Genomic DNA, 18,103 nt, shown 5'->3' on the forward strand with positions numbered 1-18,103 from the left:
GATCACATGGGTCGGGTCTTCTCCGACCTCAAGACCGCCGAATACGGCGCCTCGGGACACCCCGAGGCGCCGTTTCGCGTTTTAAGGACCTTCGAACGGGCGAAGTCCGCGGGGCACGCCCCGGAGCTCCCCGCCGTGACCGCCGGAGCCTCGGACGTCGCCCTGCTCCACGGCGAGGGGCACCTGAACTCCATCCGCCTCGGCACCTTCGAGGACGCCGACACGCCGATGTTCGCCCGCATCGCCGACATCGCCCTGATCTCCCTATCCGGCGCCCTCTCGGCCGCGGACGCGGCGCTCACGGGAGAGCCGTCGTTCTCGCTGATGCGCCCGCCGGGGCACCACGCCGGCAAGGACCGGGTCGCCGGCTTCTGCTACCTGAATAATCTGGCGCTCGCCGTCGCCCGCCTTCAGAAGGCGAAGCCGGGCCTGAAGGTCGGCATCGTCGACTTCGACGTGCACCACGGCGACGGGACCGAGTCGCTGGTGCTCGGCCGCGAGAACACCGCCTTCCTGTCCCTCCATCAGTACCCGCTGTACCCCGGGACCGGTTTCGAGTCGCGCGGCAACTGCCGGAACGTGCCCCTCGAAGCGGGGGCCGCCGAGGATGATTGGCTTTCGGCCTTCATGCCCGCCTTCGAAGACCTGATCAAAACCAAGCCCGACGTCCTCGCCGTCTCCGCCGGCTTCGACGCTTATAAAGGAGACCCGATCGCCGGCCTCAAGCTCGACCGCGCGACCTTCAAGCGGATCGGCGCCCTTCTCGCGGCGACCAGGATCCCGCGCTTCGCGACGCTGGAGGGCGGCTATTCGGAAGACCTCCCCCTCCTCGTCGAGAGCTTCCTCGATGGGTTTTTCTAGGCGACCGCCGGCCCGACCTTTTTTGGTTCTCTGCTTTTAAGCAGAGCGGAGGCAGATTGAAGCGATTAAACACTCCGTTGGCCCCCGCCTATGCTTAAAAGCAGAGAACCATTTTGGAGGAGTCCGCCGGCGCCCCCGATTTCTCCGGTTTGCTAGAATCAACCATGCTCGACTTCGATCCGAACTCCGCCCCCGACGCCGACTCCGGCGTCTTCGGTCTCCCCCACGAGGAAAAGGACGCCGCTTTGGTCCTGCTGCCCGTGCCCTGGGAGGCGACGACCTCCTACGGCGGCGGGACTTCGAACGGCCCCAGGGCGATCCTCGAGGCCAGCGGGCAGGTCGACCTGTTCGACGGCGAGGTGCACAAGCCCTACGAGCCCGGGATCTACATGCGCCCGGAGTCCAAAGAGGTCCGCGCCTGGAACAAGGCCGCGAAGGCCGCCGCGCAGAAGGTCATCAAGCAAGGCGGGCGCATCGAAGGGAACAAGGCGCTGCAGAAGGCGCTCAAAAAGGCGAACGGCCTCGGCGGGAAGCTCAACGATTGGGTCTACCGCGAGACCAAGGGCTTGATGGACGCCGGCAAGATCGTCGGCCTCGTCGGCGGGGACCACTCGGTGCCTTACGGCGCGTTCAAGGCGGCGGCCGAGAAGCACGGGGAGTTCGGGCTGCTCCATTTCGACGCGCACTCCGACACGCGCGTCGCCTACGAGGGGTTCACCTGGTCGCACGCCTCCATCATGTACAACGCGATGGAGAACATCCCGAAGATCTCCCGGATCGTCCAGGTCGGCATCCGCGACTTCTGCGAGCAGGAGCACGAGTTCACGCGCGCTCTCGGGGAGCGCGCGAAGGTGTTCTACGACCGCGATCTGGCCTGGCGCCGGTTCTCCGGCGAGCCGTGGACGAAGACGGCCGCGGAGATCGTCGCCGCCCTGCCGCCGCGGGTGTGGATCAGTTTCGACATCGACGGCCTGGACCCGAAGCTGTGCCCGCACACGGGCACGCCGGTCCCCGGCGGCCTGGAGCTCGCCGAGGCCGTGCACCTGATCGGGCTCCTCGCCCGCTCGGGACGCACGATCATCGGCTTCGACCTCAACGAGGTCTCCCCCGCCCCCGGCGGCAAGGACGAGTGGGACGCCAACGTCGGCATGCGCCTGCTGTACAAGCTGATCGCTTGGACCTTCGTCAGCCGCGGACTGCGCAAAGCCCGCGAATGAACATACTCGTGGTCATGGGCACGCGGCCCGAGGCCATCAAGCTCGCTCCCGTCGTGGCCGCGCTGCGCCGGCGAAAGGGATTGAAAACGCTCGTTTGCGCCACGGCCCAGCACCGCGAGCTGCTCGACCAGGCGCTGCGGCTCTTCAGGCTGAAGCCCGACTTCGACCTCGATCTCATGCGCCCGGGCCAGTCGCCGGACGCCGTCGCCAAAAGGGTGGTCTCCTCGCTGGGCCCGCTCCTAGGCCGCGTGAAGCCGGACATGGTCGTGGTGCAGGGCGACACCACCACGGCCGCCGCCGCCGCGCTGTGCGCGTCGGAACGCGGGATCCCGGTGGCGCATGTCGAGGCGGGACTGCGTTCCTTTGATTTCAAAGACCCTTTTCCCGAGGAACTCAATCGCGTCTTCATCGACACGCTCTCCTCGCTCGTGTTCCCCCCGACGCCGCAGGCAAAAAAAAATCTGATGCGCGAGAAGCTGGGCGGCCGTTCGTCGTTGATGACCGGCAACACGGTGGTCGACGCATTAAGGTCCGCCGAAGGCGGACAAGCTCCAAACCCTCTTACCCCGCACGAGGTTCTGGTGACCTTGCACCGCCGCGAGATCCACGGAAAGCCGTTAACAAGGATCTACACGAGTCTACTGAGGCTCGTCAACCAACATGAGGATCTGTTGTTCGTCTATCCGGTGCACCCCAATCCGTTGATTCTAAAAACCGCGAAGCGGATGCTCCAGCACCCGCGCCTCCGTCTCCTGTCCCCCCTGTCCTACCCCGATTTCCTCGCCCATCTGAAGCGTTCCCTCTTCGTCATCACCGACTCCGGCGGCGTCCAGGAGGAGGCCGTCTGCCTCGGCAAGCCCGTCCTCGTCGTGCGCGAGAAGACCGAGCGCCCCGAGGTCCTCGCCTCCGGCGCGGGCCGCCTCGTCGGGCTCGACCCCGCGCGCCTCGAGCGCTGGACCTCGCGCCTGCTGACCGACCCCGCCCTGCGCCGCAGGATGAGCCGCGGCCGGAGCCTATACGGCGACGGCCGCGCCGCGAAGCGCGTCGCCGCCGGGATCGTCCATTGGCTCGGCCGCGGCCCTCGTCCCAAGGAATGGAGACCATGAAACACATACTTCACGTCGTCGGCGCCCGCCCGAACTTCATCAAGGCCGCCCCCGTCCTGCGCGCGCTGGCCGCCCGCAAGGGCGTCCGTCAGACCTTGGTGCACACCGGCCAGCACTACGACGTCAACATGTCGGACGTCTTCTTCCGCCAGCTCGGGATGCCCGCGCCCGACGCGTCGCTCGGCGTCGGCTCCGGGTCGCACGCCAAGCAGACCGCCCAGGTGCTCCTCGGCCTCGAGCCCGTGCTGCTCGAGCGCAAGCCCGACGCCGTCGTCGTGTACGGCGACGTCAACTCGACGATGGCCGCCGCGCTCGCCGCCGTCAAGCTCCGCATCCCCGTCGCGCACGTCGAGGCCGGCCTGCGCTCCGGCGACCGGGAGATGCCCGAGGAGATCAACCGGATCATCACCGACGCCGTCTCCGACCTCCTGTTCACGCCCTCCAAGGACGGGGACGCGAACCTCGCGAAGGAAGGCGTCCCGAAGAGCAAGATCCGCTTCGTCGGCAACGTGATGATCGACACCCTGATCCGGCTCCTGCCGGCCGCGGCGCGGCCCGCCGAGCCGCGCCTCGACGGCCGCTACGTCCTGGTGACGGTCCATCGCCCCGCGAACACCGACGATCCGAAGGGCCTGGCGGCGCTGATGAAGGCCCTGGCCGGAATCTCGAAGCTCGCCCCGGTCGTCTTCCCGATCCACCCGAGGACTCGCGCTCGTCTTGATAAGGCCGGCTTCAAAGCGCCGGCGGGCGGACGTCTTATGCTCATCGAACCTCTGGGCTATCTCGAGTTCCTCGCCCTGCAGCGGGACGCGGCCCTCGTCGTCACCGACTCGGGCGGCATCCAGGAGGAGACGACGTACCTGGGCGTGCCTTGCCTGACGGTGCGGACGACGACCGAGCGGCCGGTCACGGTGACGGCCGGCACCAACATGCTCGTGCGCGACTGCTCGCGGCTGCCGCGCGAGGCGGCGGCGGCCCTCAAGCGGGGACGAAAGCCCGCCAGGCCGCCGAAGCTCTGGGACGGCAAGGCGGGCGAGCGCGTCGCCGACGGCCTCCTGTCCTGGCTCGCTCAGCGCCGCGCGGCGTAGACGGCCTCGTAGGCCGCGATCGTCTTGCTCGCCGCGCCGCTCCAGGAGAAATCCTTGCAGCGCTCGAGGCCCTTCGCGCGCATGCGCGCGCGCAGCTCCGGGTCGAAGGCGACGGCCTCCATGCCGCGGCACATATCCTCAGGGGTCGGGTCCGCGTGCAGGCCCGCGTCGGCGACGATCTCGGTCTGGGCTCCCCCCCGCGCGGCCACGGTCGGTATGCCGCAGGCCATCGCCTCGATCAGCGGGAGGTGGAAGCCCTCGAGCGCCGACGCCGAGACGTAGGCGAGGGCCTTCCGGTAGTACGGGGCGACCTGCGACTGCGGGACGTTGCCCGCGAAGGTCACCTCGCCGGTCAGGCCGGCCTTGGCGAGCAGCTCCTCGATGAGGGCCTGCTCGTCGCCGGGCGCGCCGCAGATCACGAAGCGGTGCGGCGCCTCGGGGTGCTTCTTCTTGAACCGGACGAAGCCTTCCATGAGGATGCGCGTGTTCTTCGTCGTCCGAGTGACGCCGACGAAGAGGAAGTAGGGCTTCTCCGCGGGATCGCGGGGCGAATCGTCGGGCCGGAACTCGTCGAGCGGAGCGCCGTAGTAGACGACCTCCACCTTGGCCGGATCGAGGCCCCAGTGCTCGATCGCCGCCTCGCGCGCGACGCCCGAGATCGCCAGGACCTTGTCCGCCTGGCGGACCGAGCGCGGCAGCAAAGTGTTGAAGTAGAAGCCGTCCCAGCCGGTGAAGCGCTCGTCGGTCGCGTAGGCGAGCGTCATCAAGGACGGCAGGCGGTCGAGCCGGGGAAGCCAGTTCGAGAAGCCGTGGACGACGTCCACGCCGAGCGCGCGCAGGCGCCTCTCTTGCCAGCGCAGGCCGAGGTATTCCTCGGCGGGGAGCAGCAGGCGCTGGGGCGCCTTGATCGTCTCGATCCGGAAGTTCGGCTGCGGCGGCAGGTAAAGCTCGCGGATCCGCTCCGGGTTCTTCCAGAAGGCGCCGAACAGGATGTACTCGTTCTTCTTGTCCTCGGCGGCCAGCGCCCGGACGATCATGTCCGTGTAGCGGCGGAACCCCCCTCCGGCGAGGGCCCCGGAGACCTCGAGCCCGATCCTCATCGGGACCCGAAGCGGCCGCGGTACCAGTCGACGGTCCGGCGCAGTCCCTCGGCTAGGCCCACCGTCGGCGCCCAGCCGGCGTCGCGGCGCGTGAGGCGGTTGTCGGCCCGGCGGCGCGCGGTCTTGTCCCAGCCGCGGCGGGGCGTGAAGCGCACGTCGACGTCGCGGCCGCAGGCGTCCTGGATCATCGCGGCCAGAGCCTTGATCGAGGTCTCGCGGCCGGTGCCGACCGGATAGACGCGCGGGCCCAAAGTCTTGCGCGAGCGCGCGACGGCCAACGTCCCCGCGACGATGTCGTCGACGAAGGTGAAGTCCCGGGTCTCGGTGCCGTCGCCGGTGATCGTCAGGGGCTCCCCCTTCATGACGCGGTCGATCCAGTTGATGATCACGTTCCGGTACCGGCCGGGCCACTCGCCGGGGCCGTAGCAGTTGTAGTAGCGCACGGTCCGGACCGGGACCGCCGCGATGCGGCGATAGTAGCGGCAGTACAGCTCGCCGGTGAACTTGGACGCCATGTACGGGGTGCTGAAGCCCTCGGCGAGGCCCGCGTCGAGGTCGCCGGTCAGCGACGAGGTCGAGGCGAACAGGAAGGTCTTGAGCCCGCGGATGCGCGAGGCGCCCTCGAGCATGTGCATCGTGCCGAGCGCGTTGGCCCGGAAGTCCTTGAGCGGGAAGTCGCAGGAGTTCTGGTTGGCGAAGAAGGCCGCGAGGTGGTAGATCTCGTCGAAGCCCGGCTTCAGGACCCGCGCGACGGTCTTCTCGTCGCCGACGTCGCCTTTGACGAAGCGGACGCCCTTGGGGAGGTTCTCTCTATGCCCCGAGGTCAGGTCGTCGAGGACGGTCACGCGGCAGCCCTCGCGGACGAGCGCGGCGACGAGGTTTCCCCCGATGGCCCCCGCCCCGCCCGTCACGAGAGCGCGCTTCATCGCTCAGCGCCGGCCGCGGCGCTGCAGGCGCTCGCCCCGGTTCTCGCGGCGCTCGCCGCGGCGCTCCATGCGCTCGCCGCGCTTCTCTCGACGCTCCCCCCTTCTCTCCATCCGTTCGCCGCGCTTCTCGCGCGCTTCGCCGCGGCGCTCGAGCCGCTCGCCGGCCCGGTCCACCCGCTCCGCGGCTCTCTCGCGCCCCGCGTCCTCGAACCGGTCCGCTTTTTCCTGGAGGTTCTCCCCCCTCTCCTGCAGGCGCTCCCCTTGCTCCTGGCGCTTTTCGCCCCGCTTCTGCATGTTCTCGCCTTGACGCTGGAGCCGCTCGCCTCTCTTCTCGATCTTTTTTCCCTGCTTCTCGACGCGCTTGCCGCGATTTTCGAGCGCGGGGCTGGCCGGGGTCGCCCCGTCACCCGGGGCGTCCGGCTGGGCCGGCGTCACGCCGGACGGCGTCTCGACCGGCTTATCGGAGTCATCCTGCGCCGAGGCGACGGTCGGAACGGACAACGCGAGGCTCAAAAGAGCCGCGAAAAAAATAATCTTGCTCATGGTTCCCCCTGCTTCCTTATTATACGAACGGCTGAAGCGATTGTCCTCATTCCAGGTCGCCGCTCTTCAGCTTCCATATCCACCCGACGGCTCCGCACGGGAGGAGCACGACGGCGATGGCCGCGGCCACCGAGGCGTCGGCCCAGCCCAGGGCCTGGACCAGCGCCTGGGCGGAGCCTCCGGGCGACGGCATCCCCAAGTCCCAATACCAATGACGCCACGCGGCCAGTACGCCGGGCCAAGCCCCGGAGAACGCGGCCAGGATCCAGCCGTATCGCAGTTTTCGCAAGAACATCCCCGTCGAACCGGCGGCCATGATCGACGCGAACAGCATGTGCGTCGAGCCCTCGGCCTCGAGGCCGAAGAGGACCGCGGCATGAGGCCGAGAGACACGACATCCCGCAGCCAGCCCGGCCACGTCTTGAATGGGCTCTTGCTCAAATCCTCTCGAAGTAGCGGCCGCGCTCCCAGTCGGAGACCGCCCGGTCGGAGGCGGCCTGCTCGGCCTGGGCCGCGTGCAGGTAATGCGCGTGGACCTCTTCGCCGAAGGCGGCGCGCGCGGCGGCCGATCTCTCGAAGAGGCCGATCGCCTCAGTCAAGGTCTTGGGCACCGGCGAGACGTTCGCCTTGTAGGCGTCGCCGGCGAGCTCGGCCGGGGGCTCGATCCTCTTCTCGATGCCGTGCAGCCCCGCGGCGATGGTCGCGGCCAGCGCGAGATAGGGGTTGGCGTCGGCGCCGGGAAGGCGGTTCTCGATGCGCAAGGAGTCCCCCTCCCCGACGACGCGGAAGCCGCAGGTGCGGTTGTCGCGCGCCCAGGCGATGCGCGTCGGCGCGAAGGTCGCGGCCTGGTATCTCTTATAAGAATTGACCGTCGGGGCGAAGAGCAGGGAGAACTCGCGCGCCAGGGACATCGCCCCGCCGAGGAACCAGCGGAACTCCTTCGTCGGCTTGCCCTCCAACGAGAAGGCCGAGCTCCGCCCCGCCTTATCCCACAGGCTCGCGTGAATATGGCACGAGGAGCCCGCGAGCTTGTCGCTGTACTTGGCCATGAAAGTGAGCGCGGCGCCCTTCTGCATCGCGATCTCCTTGGCGCCGTGCTTGTACACGGTGTGCAGGTCGGCCATCGTGACCGGGTCGGAGTACTCGAGGTTGATCTCGTGCTGGCCGGGCCCCCACTCCCCCTTCGAGTTCTCGACGAGGACGCCGGAGGCCTCCATGAGGTTGCGGATCTCCCCGACGACCGGCTCCTCCCGGGTCCCCTGCAGGATGTGATAGTCCTCGATATAGGTTCCGTAATGCTCGAGGCCGGTCCAGTTCTTCTTCTGCGCCGACTCGTACGTCTCCCGCAGCAGGTAGAACTCGAGCTCTGTCGCCATCTTGAGCGACCAGCCCTTCGCGGCGGCGCGCGCGACCTGGTCCTTGAGGATCTGCCGGGGTGCCACCGCGATCGTCTTCTCGTGGGCGGCGTCCAGCACGTCGGCCACGACGAGCGCCGTGCCGGGCAGCCACGCGAGGCCGCGCCACGTCGAGAAATCGGGGACCAGCGCGAAGTCCTGATAGCCCTTGTCCCAGCTCGTGAGCGCGAACCCGGGGACGGGATCCATCTCCATGTCGACGGTGAGCAGGTAGGCGCAGGCGTGGGTGCCGTGGGACGCGACCGACTTGGCGAAATGGCGCGCGGTGAAGCGCTTCCCGATCCAGCGGCCCTGCATGTCGGGCATCGCGAGGATCACCGTGTGGAACTTCCCCTTCTTGATGGCGGCCAGCAAGGACGCGGCGTTGTTCATGGGCTGAGTGTAAGATAAAAGCGCAAAACTGTCCAGCCCGAGCCTCCCCCGCAGCGGGAAATAAACAAACAACACTAAACGATACTGAGGAGTCTGTAATAATACAAAACAACAGGTTAGCTAAGACTTGACAACTTTATGACCACATGCTAACATCAGCGGAGTTTTCACGAGTAAACAGAATCGGCGTTAGAAAAACAAGTTTTCACGAGTAAACACGCTATGGTTGAAATAATCGCGATCGCAAACCAGAAAGGGGGGGTGGGAAAGACCACCACCGCCGTCAATTTGGCCTCAGCTTTGGCCGTTCTTGGTCACGAAACCTTGCTGATCGACATGGACCCCCAAGGCAACGCCACTTCTGGGGTGGGGTTCAACAAGCACGAATTCGATCCCAACATGTACGATGTGCTTGTCGACCTCATGCCTTTGGAAAAGACCATCAAGCAAAGTCCGCTGCCGAAGCTGTCCGCCGCGGGGACCAATAACGACCTGGCTGGGGCTGAAATCGAGCTGGTTTCGGCCCTGGCCCGGGAGAGCCGGCTCAAAGGCGCCCTTTCGGCGGTCAAAAACAGGTTCGCCTTCGTGGTCATCGATTGCCCGCCGTCTTTGGGCCTTTTGACGGTCAATGCCCTCAATGCGGCCGATAAAATCGTTATTCCGATCCAGGGGGAGTACTACTCCATGGAGGGCTTGGCGCAATTCACAGGCGCTGTGGATAGAGTGAAAAGCGCCTTGAACCCCAAACTCGAGACCGAGGGGGGGGTCCTGACCATGTTCGACTCCCGCATGACCTTGTCCAACCAGGTCAAGGATGAGGTCGGCAAGTTCTTCGGCCCCAAGATGTTTTCGTCCATCATACCCCGCAACATCCGCCTGGCCGAGGCCCCCGGTTTCGGCCAAAGCATTTTCCAGTACGACGCCAAGTCCAAAGGCGCCGAGGCGTATATGTCCTTCGCTCGGGAGTTCCTGTCCCGGCGCGGCCTGTCCACCCCACCCTCGCCCATCACACCTGAAACCACGGAGAATCCAGCATGACCCGCAAAGCTCTCGGCCGCGGCCTCTCGGCCCTCATCCCCAGCGTCCCGGCGCCCGTCGTCTCGCCCGCCTCCGCGGCGGCGGCCGCGACGCCGTCCGAGGGAAACGCCCTCAAGGTGCCTGTCGACAAGATCCGCCCCAACCATCTCCAACCCCGGCGCCACTTCGAGCCCGAGGCCCTGACCGAGCTCGCCACCTCCATCAAGCAGCACGGCCTGGCCCAGCCCATCGTGGTCTCCTATGACGTGGCGACCCGCTCCTATGAGCTGATTGCGGGCGAGCGCCGCTGGCGCGCCACCCAGCTGGCCGGTCTCAAGGAGATCGACGTCGTCGTCCGCGAGCCCCGGGACGAGAAGCACCGCATGGCCCTGACCCTCATCGAGAACCTCCAGCGCGCCGACCTGAATCCGATCGAGGTCGCCCTCGGCTACCTGCGTCTGATGAAGGAATTCGGCATCAACCAGACCTCTCTCGCCGAAGAGGTGGGAAAGTCGAAGGCCGCGATCTCGAACACCTTGCGGCTTCTGGAGCTGTCCGACGAGATCCAGAAAGCCCTTCAGTACGGCCAGGTCACCGAAGGCCACGGCCGCGCGCTGCTGACGATCAGCGACCCCAACCTCCGTCACGCCGTCTTTCAAAAGCTGGTCGCCAACAAATTGTCCGTCCGTGAGACGGAGGCCCTGGCCCGCGAGATGGAGGCGGACCCCGTCGTCGCGGAGACGCCGGCCAAGGACAAGAAGCCGGAGGCGAAACCCGCGGACCTGCGCGCGCTCGAGGAATCGCTCCAGCAGATCCTCGGCACCAAGGTCGTCATCCGCACGAAGAAGACCGCGTCGAAAGGCTCCATCCAAATATCGTTCTTCTCCTTCGAAGACTTCGACCGCATACTAAAAGTACTTAAAAATTAATGATAATTTCATATTTATCCCTCGTCGCCGCCCTGACCGCCGCCGCGGCGGACGGGCTCCCGGCGTCCCTTTCCACGAGCTCGATCGTCCCGACCATCGTCACGATCGCGCCGAGCCTCCACGAGTACGGCCGGTTCGCGGACGGCGGCCCGGACGCCAACTGGTACGTCGGCTTCAACAACGCCTGGATCGTGAAGCTGCCCCCCGCGCCTATTGGAGATTTCACGCACGCCTTCATCGGGGCCAAGCTCGGCCGCGCCAAGACCCGGCCCGTGCCGGACAAGCCTTGGCTGCGCGAGACCATCCCCGGCAAGGTGTACGCGGGCATATCCGCCTCGCCCGCGTGGACGTCGGAGCAGAGCTTCTTCCTCGCCGAGACGCGGGACATCCCCGCCGAGGCCGATCCGCAGGCGCGCGTCGACGGCGTGGGCGCGGGAGAATGGTTCTGGGCGGAGGTGCCGCTGTCGCAGGTGAGCTTCACCGCGCCCAACTACCTGATCGTCTGGTCGCCGACGAATTATTTCACGAAGGCCTCGAGCGCGCCGATCCTGGCCGCCGCCGACCTCGAGGAGCCGGGGGGGGAGACCCGCGCCTGGCTCAACCGGTCGATCCAGGGCGTGCCGCCGCGCTCGCGGGGAGCCTCCCTCGAGACCCCGCTCAACACCTTGGCTCCCGCGATCGCGATCAAGCTCGTCCCGCCCGGGCCCGAGGAGCCGGCCGTGTCCGTCGCCGACTTCAGCGTCGCGCGCGCCGGCAAGCGCGTCATCGTGCGCTTCTCCGCCGCCGGCGAGGACGTGGCCGAGGCGTGGGTCGAGTCCTCGCGCGACCAGCTCGAATGGCAGCGCGCCTCCCGCATCCAGCGCCGCCCGCCGTACGCGTTCTCGCTCGCGCCCGACAAGACGCCCGTCCCCGGCTCCTTCCTGCGCGGCGCGGCCCGGGACATCTCCGGAGCCGTCGGCGTCTCGGACGGCTACATGATCCCCTATGCGCCCCGGTAACGGCCTCGCCGTCGGCGTCGTCGGCGCCACCGGCATGGTCGGCCGGGAGCTCGTCGCGCTGCTGGAGCGCCGCCGCTTCCCCGTCGGCGAGCTGCGCCCGTTCTCCTCCGGCCGCGCCGCCTCCTCGGTGCGCTTCAAGGGGCGCGCGCTCGCCGCTCCGGGGGTCTCGGCCGCCGCTCTCGGCTCCTGCGACCTCGTCTTCCTCGTCAGCTCCGACGAGGTCGCTCTCGAGCTGGCGCCGGCGCTCGCCAAGGCCGGCGTCTGGACCATCGACGACAGCGCCGCGTTCAGATTGAAGGATTCCGTTCCGCTCGTGATCCCCGAGGTGAACGGCGGGGCTCTCCGCGAGGACCGCCGCCTGATCGCCGGTCCCAATTGCACGATGACCGGCCTCGCCGTCGCCGGCTCGCTTCTCCACAAGCTCGTCGGCGTACGCGAGGTCCGCCTCGCCTCCTATCAGGCCGTCTCCGGCGCCGGGAAGGCCGCCTTGGCCGAGCTGTTCTCCCAGTACTCGTCGCTGTCCGGCCTGCGCGCCGAGTCCGACGGCCGCGCCCCCGTGCTCGGCCCGGGCAGATCATCCGTGCTGCCGCGCGCGATCGCCTACAACGCGATCCCCCAGGTCGGACGCTTCGGCGCGGACGGCTACTCGAGCGAGGAGACCAAGGTCGCCGCCGAGCTGCGCAAGATCTGGTCCGCGCCCGGGCTCAAGGTCTCCGCGACCGCCGTGCGCGTGCCCTCGATCCGCGGCCACGCGCTGGCCGCGTGGCTGACCTTCTCCCGCCCGGTCGCGCTGTCCCGCGCCCGCGCGCTCCTCGAAAAGACACCCGGCCTCGTCCTCAGCCGCGAGGGGGACTACCCCACGCCGCGCTCGACGGGGGGGCAGGGCCCCGTGTACGCCGGCCGCCTGCGCCGCGGCGCCACGGCGAGGGAGCTGGCGCTCTGGATCACCTCGGACAACCTGCTCAAGGGCGCGGCCCTCAACTCGGTGCAGGTCGCCGAGGAGCTCCGCCGCCGCGGCTGGCTGTCGCGCCGGGCCCGATGATCCTCGCTTTGGTCCTCGCCGCGGCTTCCTTCGCCGCGGCCGAGGCGGTCAGCCCTTTCGCCGCCGTCGACGCGGCCTGGCTGAGCAAGGGCTACAACGCGCGCGAGCGCGTCAGCGGCGTGAACGGCGACCTCTCGGCCTCCGCGGCGATCTACACCCCGGCCGCGGGCGGGGGCGACCGGCTCGAGGTCCACGTCGTCGCCAAGGGCAAGGCCTACCTGGGCTTCACCCACCCCTCGACGGTCGAGCGGCTCGAGTTCGACCCGTCCCCCGCCGGCCGCTTCGCCGACATGTTCCGCGACGGCTCGCTGACCGTGGCCTACCGCGCGACGCGGACCTCCCTGGGTGCCACCGAGCTCAACGTCCTGCGCTGGCGGCGCTTCCGCATCGAGCGCATCGCGACCTTCCCCGAGGGCCGCTTCCTCCGCCTCGACAGCGGCCCGGTCGTCGCGGCCCGCGAGCTCCCGCTCGGGCGCTACCTGTCGATGGGCTGCGAGGACTTCGGCACGATCTCGCGCACCGCCTTCAAGACGACCTTGCACGCCCCCCGCGACGGAGGGTTCCAGGACGTGTCGGCGAAGAATCCCGGCTTCTACGCGGCGGAGATCGCGCGCAAGGAGAAGGCGCTGGGCCGCCTCAAGGTCGAGCTCGAGAAGAACGCGGGGGAGTACCTGGGCCTCGCGATCTCGGCCTATTACGACTACGCGGCCCTGGGCCGGAGGCGCGAGGGCTGGACCCGCCTGCGCGAGTTCTTCAAGATCCCGGCGCTGGCGCCCCCGTCGGTGACGACCTGCATGACCTCGATGGAGAAGGACCTGCGGGACAGGCTCGAGATCCCCGCCGCCTGGCCCTGAAGACCTGGACGCGGGGCGGGTCTTTCGGGTAGAATCGGCGCATGAACAACATCATGGCCGCCGCCGCGCTCATCGCCTCCCAGATCGGAGCCCCGCCCCCCGTCGACGCCCCGGCGGTCGTCGTGCCGGTCGCGACGGCGAAGGCCGTCGCCGCGCCGCGCGCCGCCGCGGCCTCCGGGTACGTCTCGGCCTCGGGCACCTTGTCCGGCTCCGGCTACCTGCACTGCAGCGCGCCGCAGAACGGCAGCGGCTGGATGAACGGCTCGGTGAACCTGACGGCGAACATGCCCGTCAACGCCGGCGACGGCGCGAGCGGCTACGTGCCCGTGTCGGGCTACGTGCACCTCAGCGGCTCCTGCCAGAACGGCGGCGGCTTCGTGTCGGGCTCGGCGTTCGTCAACGGCTACGGCACGCTGTACGGCCGCGACGGGAAGGTCGCCGGGACCGTCCGCCTCGACGGGAGCGTGTTCGTCCACCAGTACGCTTCGTCGTCGTTCGTCTGGGTGAACCAGTTCGCGACGCTCAGCGGCTACTTCACCGCCGATCCCCAGAACTGAACGGCTCGGACCCCGAGGGCGACTGTTTCCGGAAACAGTCGCCCGTCGATGCGCGCGCTAGCGTCCGATCGCTTTCTTGAGGAAGTTCGGGAGGGCGAAGCAGGCGGCGTGGATCTCGGCGTTGTACCAGCGCAGCTTCAGCCCCGACTTCTTCACGCGCGCCGGCTTGAAGTCGCGCAGCGGATGAAGGCCTTTCGTGGCGAACGTGAACGCCCAAAGCCCTCCCGGATAGGTCAGGTTGTTGAAGAGGCAGACCTCGACGACGGGGAAGATCGGCTTGGTGATCTTGAACAGGTTCTTGATCGTCGAGATCTCGTAGAAGGGGGAGCCCGCCTGGCTGGCCACCACGCCGTCCTCGGTGAGGATCCGCTTCACGTTCTCGTAGAACGACGGCCCGAACAGCTCCTTGGCCGGGCCGAACGGCTCGGTCGAGTCGACGATCACGACGTCGAACTTCTCCCTCGTCTCGGCGACGAACTTCACGCCGTCGTCGATGAGCACCGTCGCCCGTCTATCGGAGAGGGCTCCGGCCGTCTGCGGGATGTGCTTTCGCGAGGCGGAGACCACGAGGCCGTCGATCTCGACCAACGTGCAGCTCTCCACCGTCTTATGCCGCAGCACCTCCCGCACCGTTCCGCCGTCCCCGCCGCCGATGACGAGCACGCGCCGCGGCTTCGGGTGCAGGAACAGGGCGGGGTGCGCGATCATCTCGTGGTAGACGAACTCGTCGCGCTCGGAGACCATCGTCATCCCGTCGATGAGCAGGAGCCGTCCGTGGCCGGCCGTCTCGACGACCTCGACGCTTTGAAAGGGGCTGCGCCCCTTGAAGAGCCGCTTCTTGAGCTTGAAGCTCGTCCTGACGATGTCCTGGTAGACCTCGTCGACCCAGACGGTCTTTTTGCTCACAGGACGATCTCCACGGCGGGCGCGGCGCCTTCGACGGGCTTGAAGTGATGGTCGAAGGTCACCCGGTAGCCGCAGGCGAGGTTCTGGCGCACGGCCCGCTTGATCGGGTAGTAGCAGCGGATCTTCTGCCGCGAGGACTGCGGCTGGAAGAGGATCACGTCGCAGGACTGGGGCTTGAACAGGTCGAGCACGCGCGTGATCGTCTCGTTGGCGTCGCCCTCGACCGCGTTCGTCTCGAAGCTCACGTACGAGCCGATCTTCTGGGGCGTGACGTGGATCGTGTAGTACTTCGAGCCGCGGATCGCGTTGAGGGAATAGCCCATCGGCTCGAAGAGATAGTCGTCCACTTGGAATCCGGGCAGGATCGACCAGACGCCCGACTTCTCCTTGATGAAGTCCTTCTTGCGGGCCGGGCCGGACATGAAGACGCGGGAGGCCTGGGGGTCGATGCCGTGCATCAGGATCTCGAGCGTCAGGTCCTCCGCCGCCGGCACGTAGGGCTTGTCGAGATGGAAAAGGAAGACGTGGTGGTCGTCGCCGTCGCCGAAGCGGTAGGACTTCGCGGGCATCCGGTCGGTCAGGCGGCGGCAGTCGTCGAAGAAGTTGGAGGGCTGGTACTCCTGGTGATGGGCGTTCTTGCGCTCGTAGACGAGGTACTGGAAGGAATCGGTCCCGAAATCGTCGACCAGCTGGAGGACTGCGGCGACGAGGTCGGTGCGGCCGCAGGTGATCATCGTCAGCCAGGTGTCGGTGACGAACAGGCTCGACTCGGACAGCAGGTAGGCGTCCATCGACTCGTTGGAGATCGTGGACAGGACCTGCGCGTTGGACTTCGCGACGATGCCCTTCCAGTAGTCGTGGCCGCGCGCGCGCAGGGACGGCAGTCCCGGCGTCATCGCGAGCTCGACCTTCTTCTCCGGTCCTTCGAAGAACATCTACTTCTTTCTCCTGTTTCGCGCGGCGACTTCCTTGGCGCGCAGCGCGCGCTCGCCGGCCTTGATCGTCTTCCAGTTCGCCAGCACTTCCTTCGAGTCCTTGAAGCGCCGGGTGCGGCCGAAGACGTGGGGATGGCGGCGCATCAGCTTCTTGGCCTGGCTCTCGGCGATCGAGTCCAGATCGAAGCGCTTCTTGCCCAGTCGCGCGTGGAAAAGGACGTGGAACAGGATGTCGCCGAGTTCGTCCTCGATCTCGTGCCAGCGTCCGCCCTCGAGCGCGACGGCGAGCTCGACGGACTCTTCCCGGAGGAAGGGGATCAAGGTCTTGTGCGTCTGCTCGCGGTCCCAGGGGCAGCCCTTCGGGCCCAGGAGCTTGGCCACGACGGCGTCGAGTTTCCGGATGCCCTTCATGGTCAGGGGATCGCGATGCGCTCGGCGCCGAAATAGGGGACCAGCGCCCGCGGGATGATCACGGACCCGTCGTTCTGCTGGTTGTTCTCGAGCACGGCGGCGGCCAGGCGGCCGACCGCGACCCCCGAGCCGTTCAGGGTGTGCACGAGCTCCGCCGGAGCCTTCGGGTCGCGCCGGAAGCGGGCCTGCATGCGGCGGGCCTGGAAGTCGGAGCAGTCCGAGCAGGAGGAGATCTCGCGGTACTTGTCCTCCGACGGCATCCAGACCTCGATGTCGTACGTCTTCCGGGAGGCGAAGCCCATGTCGCCGGTGCACAGGTGGATCACGCGGTGCGGCAGCTCGAGCGCCTCGAGCGTCGCGGCGGCGTCCTTCGTCAGCTGCTCGAGCGCCGCGAGCGAGTCTTCCGGCTTGGTGATCCAGACGAGCTCCACCTTGTCGAACTGGTGGTTGCGGATGACGCCGCGCACGTCCTTGCCGTAGGTGCCGGCCTCCTGGCGGAAGCAGGCGGTCAGCGCGGTGAGCTTCATCGGAAGCTTCTCGGCGGGCAGGATCTCCTCGCGGACCATGTTCGTCAGCACGATCTCGGAGGTGGAGATCAGGTAGAGGGTGCTGACCTTGTCGCCCTCGACGTTGACCGTCTTGTACATGTCGGCTTCGAACTTGGGCAGTTGGCTCGTGCCCTCGAGGACCTCGGGCAGCGCGAGATAGGGGGGATGCACCTCGAGATAGCCGCTCTGGGCATGGCGGTCGAGCAGGAAGTTCCCCAGCGCCCGGATGAGCCTGGCGCCGGAGCCCTGCCACAGCGCGAAGCGCGAGCCCGCGAGCTTGACGCCCGTCTTCATGTCGAGGGCGCCCAGCTTCTCGGCGACGGTCTGGTGGTCCAACGGCTTGAAATCGAACTTGCGCGGCTCGCCGGCGGTCCGGACGACCGGGTTCTCGGTCTCGTCCTTGCCCACGGGCACGGTCTCGTGCGGGATGTTGGGGATGTTCATCGCCGCGTCCCGTATGAGCTTCTCGGATGCCAGCAGCGCGGCTTCTTTATCGGTCATCCGGCCCTTGAGCTCGGAGACCTCGGCCTTGAGCTTCTCCGCGGTCGCCGTGTCCTTGGCGGCCATGGCCTTCCCGATCTGTTGGGAGGCGGCGTTGCGCTTGGCGCGCATATCCTCGACTTCGTTGAGGAGGGCCCGATGCGACTCGTCGAGCTTGATCAGCTCGTCGAAGGCCGCGCCGAGCTTGGGATTCCGGGACGAGAGCGCCGCCCGGACCACGGCGGGATTCTTCCGTGCGCCGCCGAGATCGATCACTTCGAGACCTCCAGGACCGTCTCCAGCGACTGGACCGCGGCCGCGCCCTGGTGCGGCTCGATCATCGCCTGGATCTTCACGCGGTCCGCCCACCAGCCGGAGCGGCCGAGCTTGTTGAGGTAGAGCTCCAGGGCGGGGGAGGTGGTGAGGAACACGTCCAGGATCTTGTTGGCGCCGACCTTGGGGACGCGCTTCTCATCGACGGCGAACGGCACTCCCCACGACCCGTCCGCGGCCTCGCCGCCGGCGGGCTTTATGCGCCCGGTCATGCCGTAACGGATCAGGATGCCTTCCGCCGGCATCGGGCCGCGGTTCTTCAGCGTCAGCCGCGCCCGCAGGCGGACGTCGAGCTTCGGGGCCGCGTCGGAGACGGCCGGCGCGTCCTCCCAGGCGACGACGCGGCCGCGCTCCACGCGCGCGCGCTGCCAGGTCAGGCCCTCGACGGAAAGCTCCGCCCCGGCGTCCGCGGCCGCGAAGGCCGCGAACGCCAGGACGGGAAGGATGCGCCGCTTCAACCCGCGC

At 67.8% G+C, this 18,103-nt stretch carries 20 protein-coding genes; 10 read left to right on the plus strand and 10 right to left on the minus strand.

Annotated features, from left to right (window positions below; translation table 11 throughout):
- Positions 1–6: 6 nt before the first annotated feature.
- From HYV14_05420 to wecB (HYV14_05435), 4 genes are all read left to right on the plus strand, one after another.
- Positions 7–861 carry a histone deacetylase gene (locus tag HYV14_05420; protein MBI2385438.1) on the plus strand — a complete coding sequence of 285 codons (855 nt, stop codon included), beginning with the start codon at positions 7–9 and terminating at the stop codon, positions 859–861.
- A 164-nt stretch (positions 862–1,025) separates the two neighbouring features.
- Positions 1,026–2,078 (plus strand): agmatinase family protein, encoded by a 1,053-nt coding sequence (locus HYV14_05425; protein ID MBI2385439.1) that lies wholly within the window; start codon positions 1,026–1,028, stop codon positions 2,076–2,078.
- Positions 2,075–3,184, plus strand: coding sequence for a UDP-N-acetylglucosamine 2-epimerase (non-hydrolyzing) (gene wecB, locus HYV14_05430; protein ID MBI2385440.1), 1,110 nt, complete (start codon positions 2,075–2,077; stop codon positions 3,182–3,184). Before HYV14_05425 ends, wecB (HYV14_05430) begins: the two co-directional genes overlap by 4 nt.
- Positions 3,181–4,272: a UDP-N-acetylglucosamine 2-epimerase (non-hydrolyzing) gene (wecB, locus tag HYV14_05435; protein ID MBI2385441.1), complete on the plus strand. Its 1,092-nt coding sequence runs from the start codon at positions 3,181–3,183 to the stop codon at positions 4,270–4,272. The genes wecB (HYV14_05430) and wecB (HYV14_05435) overlap by 4 nt, the downstream gene beginning before the upstream one ends.
- Here wecB (HYV14_05435) and HYV14_05440 read toward each other — a convergent pair.
- Genes HYV14_05440 through HYV14_05460 form a run of 5 tightly spaced genes read right to left on the minus strand, consistent with a single transcriptional unit; the run spans position 4,254 to position 8,628 of the window.
- Positions 4,254–5,372 carry a glycosyltransferase family 4 protein gene (locus HYV14_05440; protein MBI2385442.1) on the minus strand — a complete coding sequence of 373 codons (1,119 nt, stop codon included), beginning with the start codon at positions 5,370–5,372 and terminating at the stop codon, positions 4,254–4,256. The genes wecB (HYV14_05435) and HYV14_05440 overlap by 19 nt on opposite strands.
- A complete protein-coding gene (locus tag HYV14_05445) occupies positions 5,369–6,298 on the minus strand; it encodes an NAD-dependent epimerase/dehydratase family protein (protein ID MBI2385443.1) in 930 nt (309 codons plus the stop codon). The genes HYV14_05440 and HYV14_05445 overlap by 4 nt, the downstream gene beginning before the upstream one ends.
- A 3-nt stretch (positions 6,299–6,301) precedes the next feature.
- Positions 6,302–6,841 carry a hypothetical protein gene (locus HYV14_05450; protein ID MBI2385444.1) on the minus strand — a complete coding sequence of 180 codons (540 nt, stop codon included), beginning with the start codon at positions 6,839–6,841 and terminating at the stop codon, positions 6,302–6,304.
- Between the two features lie 46 nt (positions 6,842–6,887).
- A complete protein-coding gene (locus HYV14_05455) occupies positions 6,888–7,259 on the minus strand; it encodes a hypothetical protein (protein ID MBI2385445.1) in 372 nt (123 codons plus the stop codon).
- A 19-nt stretch (positions 7,260–7,278) separates the two neighbouring features.
- Positions 7,279–8,628: a glutamine synthetase gene (locus HYV14_05460; protein ID MBI2385446.1), complete on the minus strand. Its 1,350-nt coding sequence runs from the start codon at positions 8,626–8,628 to the stop codon at positions 7,279–7,281.
- Positions 8,629–8,850: 222 nt separating this feature from the next.
- Here HYV14_05460 and HYV14_05465 point away from each other — a divergent pair, with 222 nt between their 5' ends.
- Genes HYV14_05465 through HYV14_05490 form a run of 6 tightly spaced genes read left to right on the plus strand, consistent with a single transcriptional unit; the run spans position 8,851 to position 14,025 of the window.
- Positions 8,851–9,666: a ParA family protein gene (locus HYV14_05465; protein MBI2385447.1), complete on the plus strand. Its 816-nt coding sequence runs from the start codon at positions 8,851–8,853 to the stop codon at positions 9,664–9,666.
- Positions 9,663–10,574, plus strand: coding sequence for a ParB/RepB/Spo0J family partition protein (locus HYV14_05470; GenBank protein ID MBI2385448.1), 912 nt, complete (start codon positions 9,663–9,665; stop codon positions 10,572–10,574). Before HYV14_05465 ends, HYV14_05470 begins: the two co-directional genes overlap by 4 nt.
- Positions 10,574–11,572: a hypothetical protein gene (locus tag HYV14_05475; protein MBI2385449.1), complete on the plus strand. Its 999-nt coding sequence runs from the start codon at positions 10,574–10,576 to the stop codon at positions 11,570–11,572. The genes HYV14_05470 and HYV14_05475 overlap by 1 nt, the downstream gene beginning before the upstream one ends.
- Entirely contained in the window at positions 11,559–12,614 is a 1,056-nt protein-coding gene (locus tag HYV14_05480; GenBank protein MBI2385450.1) for an aspartate-semialdehyde dehydrogenase, read from the plus strand. Before HYV14_05475 ends, HYV14_05480 begins: the two co-directional genes overlap by 14 nt.
- Positions 12,611–13,468 (plus strand): hypothetical protein, encoded by an 858-nt coding sequence (locus HYV14_05485; GenBank protein ID MBI2385451.1) that lies wholly within the window; start codon positions 12,611–12,613, stop codon positions 13,466–13,468. The genes HYV14_05480 and HYV14_05485 overlap by 4 nt, the downstream gene beginning before the upstream one ends.
- 41 nt (positions 13,469–13,509) lie before the next feature.
- The gene (locus HYV14_05490; protein ID MBI2385452.1) at positions 13,510–14,025 is read left to right on the plus strand and encodes a hypothetical protein; all 516 of its coding nucleotides are present in this window, start codon (positions 13,510–13,512) and stop codon (positions 14,023–14,025) included.
- Positions 14,026–14,082: 57 nt separating this feature from the next.
- On the opposite strand, the gene speE is transcribed toward HYV14_05490, so the two are convergent.
- The 5 genes from speE to HYV14_05515 are packed head-to-tail and all read right to left on the minus strand — an operon-like array spanning position 14,083 to position 18,096.
- Positions 14,083–14,931 (minus strand): polyamine aminopropyltransferase, encoded by an 849-nt coding sequence (gene speE / locus HYV14_05495; protein ID MBI2385453.1) that lies wholly within the window; start codon positions 14,929–14,931, stop codon positions 14,083–14,085.
- Positions 14,928–15,866, minus strand: a complete 939-nt coding sequence (locus tag HYV14_05500; GenBank protein MBI2385454.1) for an adenosylmethionine decarboxylase — start codon at positions 15,864–15,866, stop codon at positions 14,928–14,930. Before HYV14_05500 ends, speE begins: the two co-directional genes overlap by 4 nt.
- Entirely contained in the window at positions 15,867–16,277 is a 411-nt protein-coding gene (locus HYV14_05505) for a hypothetical protein (GenBank protein ID MBI2385455.1), read from the minus strand.
- Between the two features lie 2 nt (positions 16,278–16,279).
- Entirely contained in the window at positions 16,280–17,581 is a 1,302-nt protein-coding gene (serS, locus tag HYV14_05510) for a serine--tRNA ligase (protein ID MBI2385456.1), read from the minus strand.
- Positions 17,578–18,096, minus strand: coding sequence for a hypothetical protein (locus HYV14_05515; GenBank protein MBI2385457.1), 519 nt, complete (start codon positions 18,094–18,096; stop codon positions 17,578–17,580). Before HYV14_05515 ends, serS begins: the two co-directional genes overlap by 4 nt.
- Positions 18,097–18,103: the final 7 nt, after the last annotated feature.

The organism is Elusimicrobiota bacterium, from assembly GCA_016182905.1.
Taxonomy (GTDB): domain Bacteria; phylum Elusimicrobiota; class Elusimicrobia; order UBA1565; family UBA9628; genus GWA2-66-18.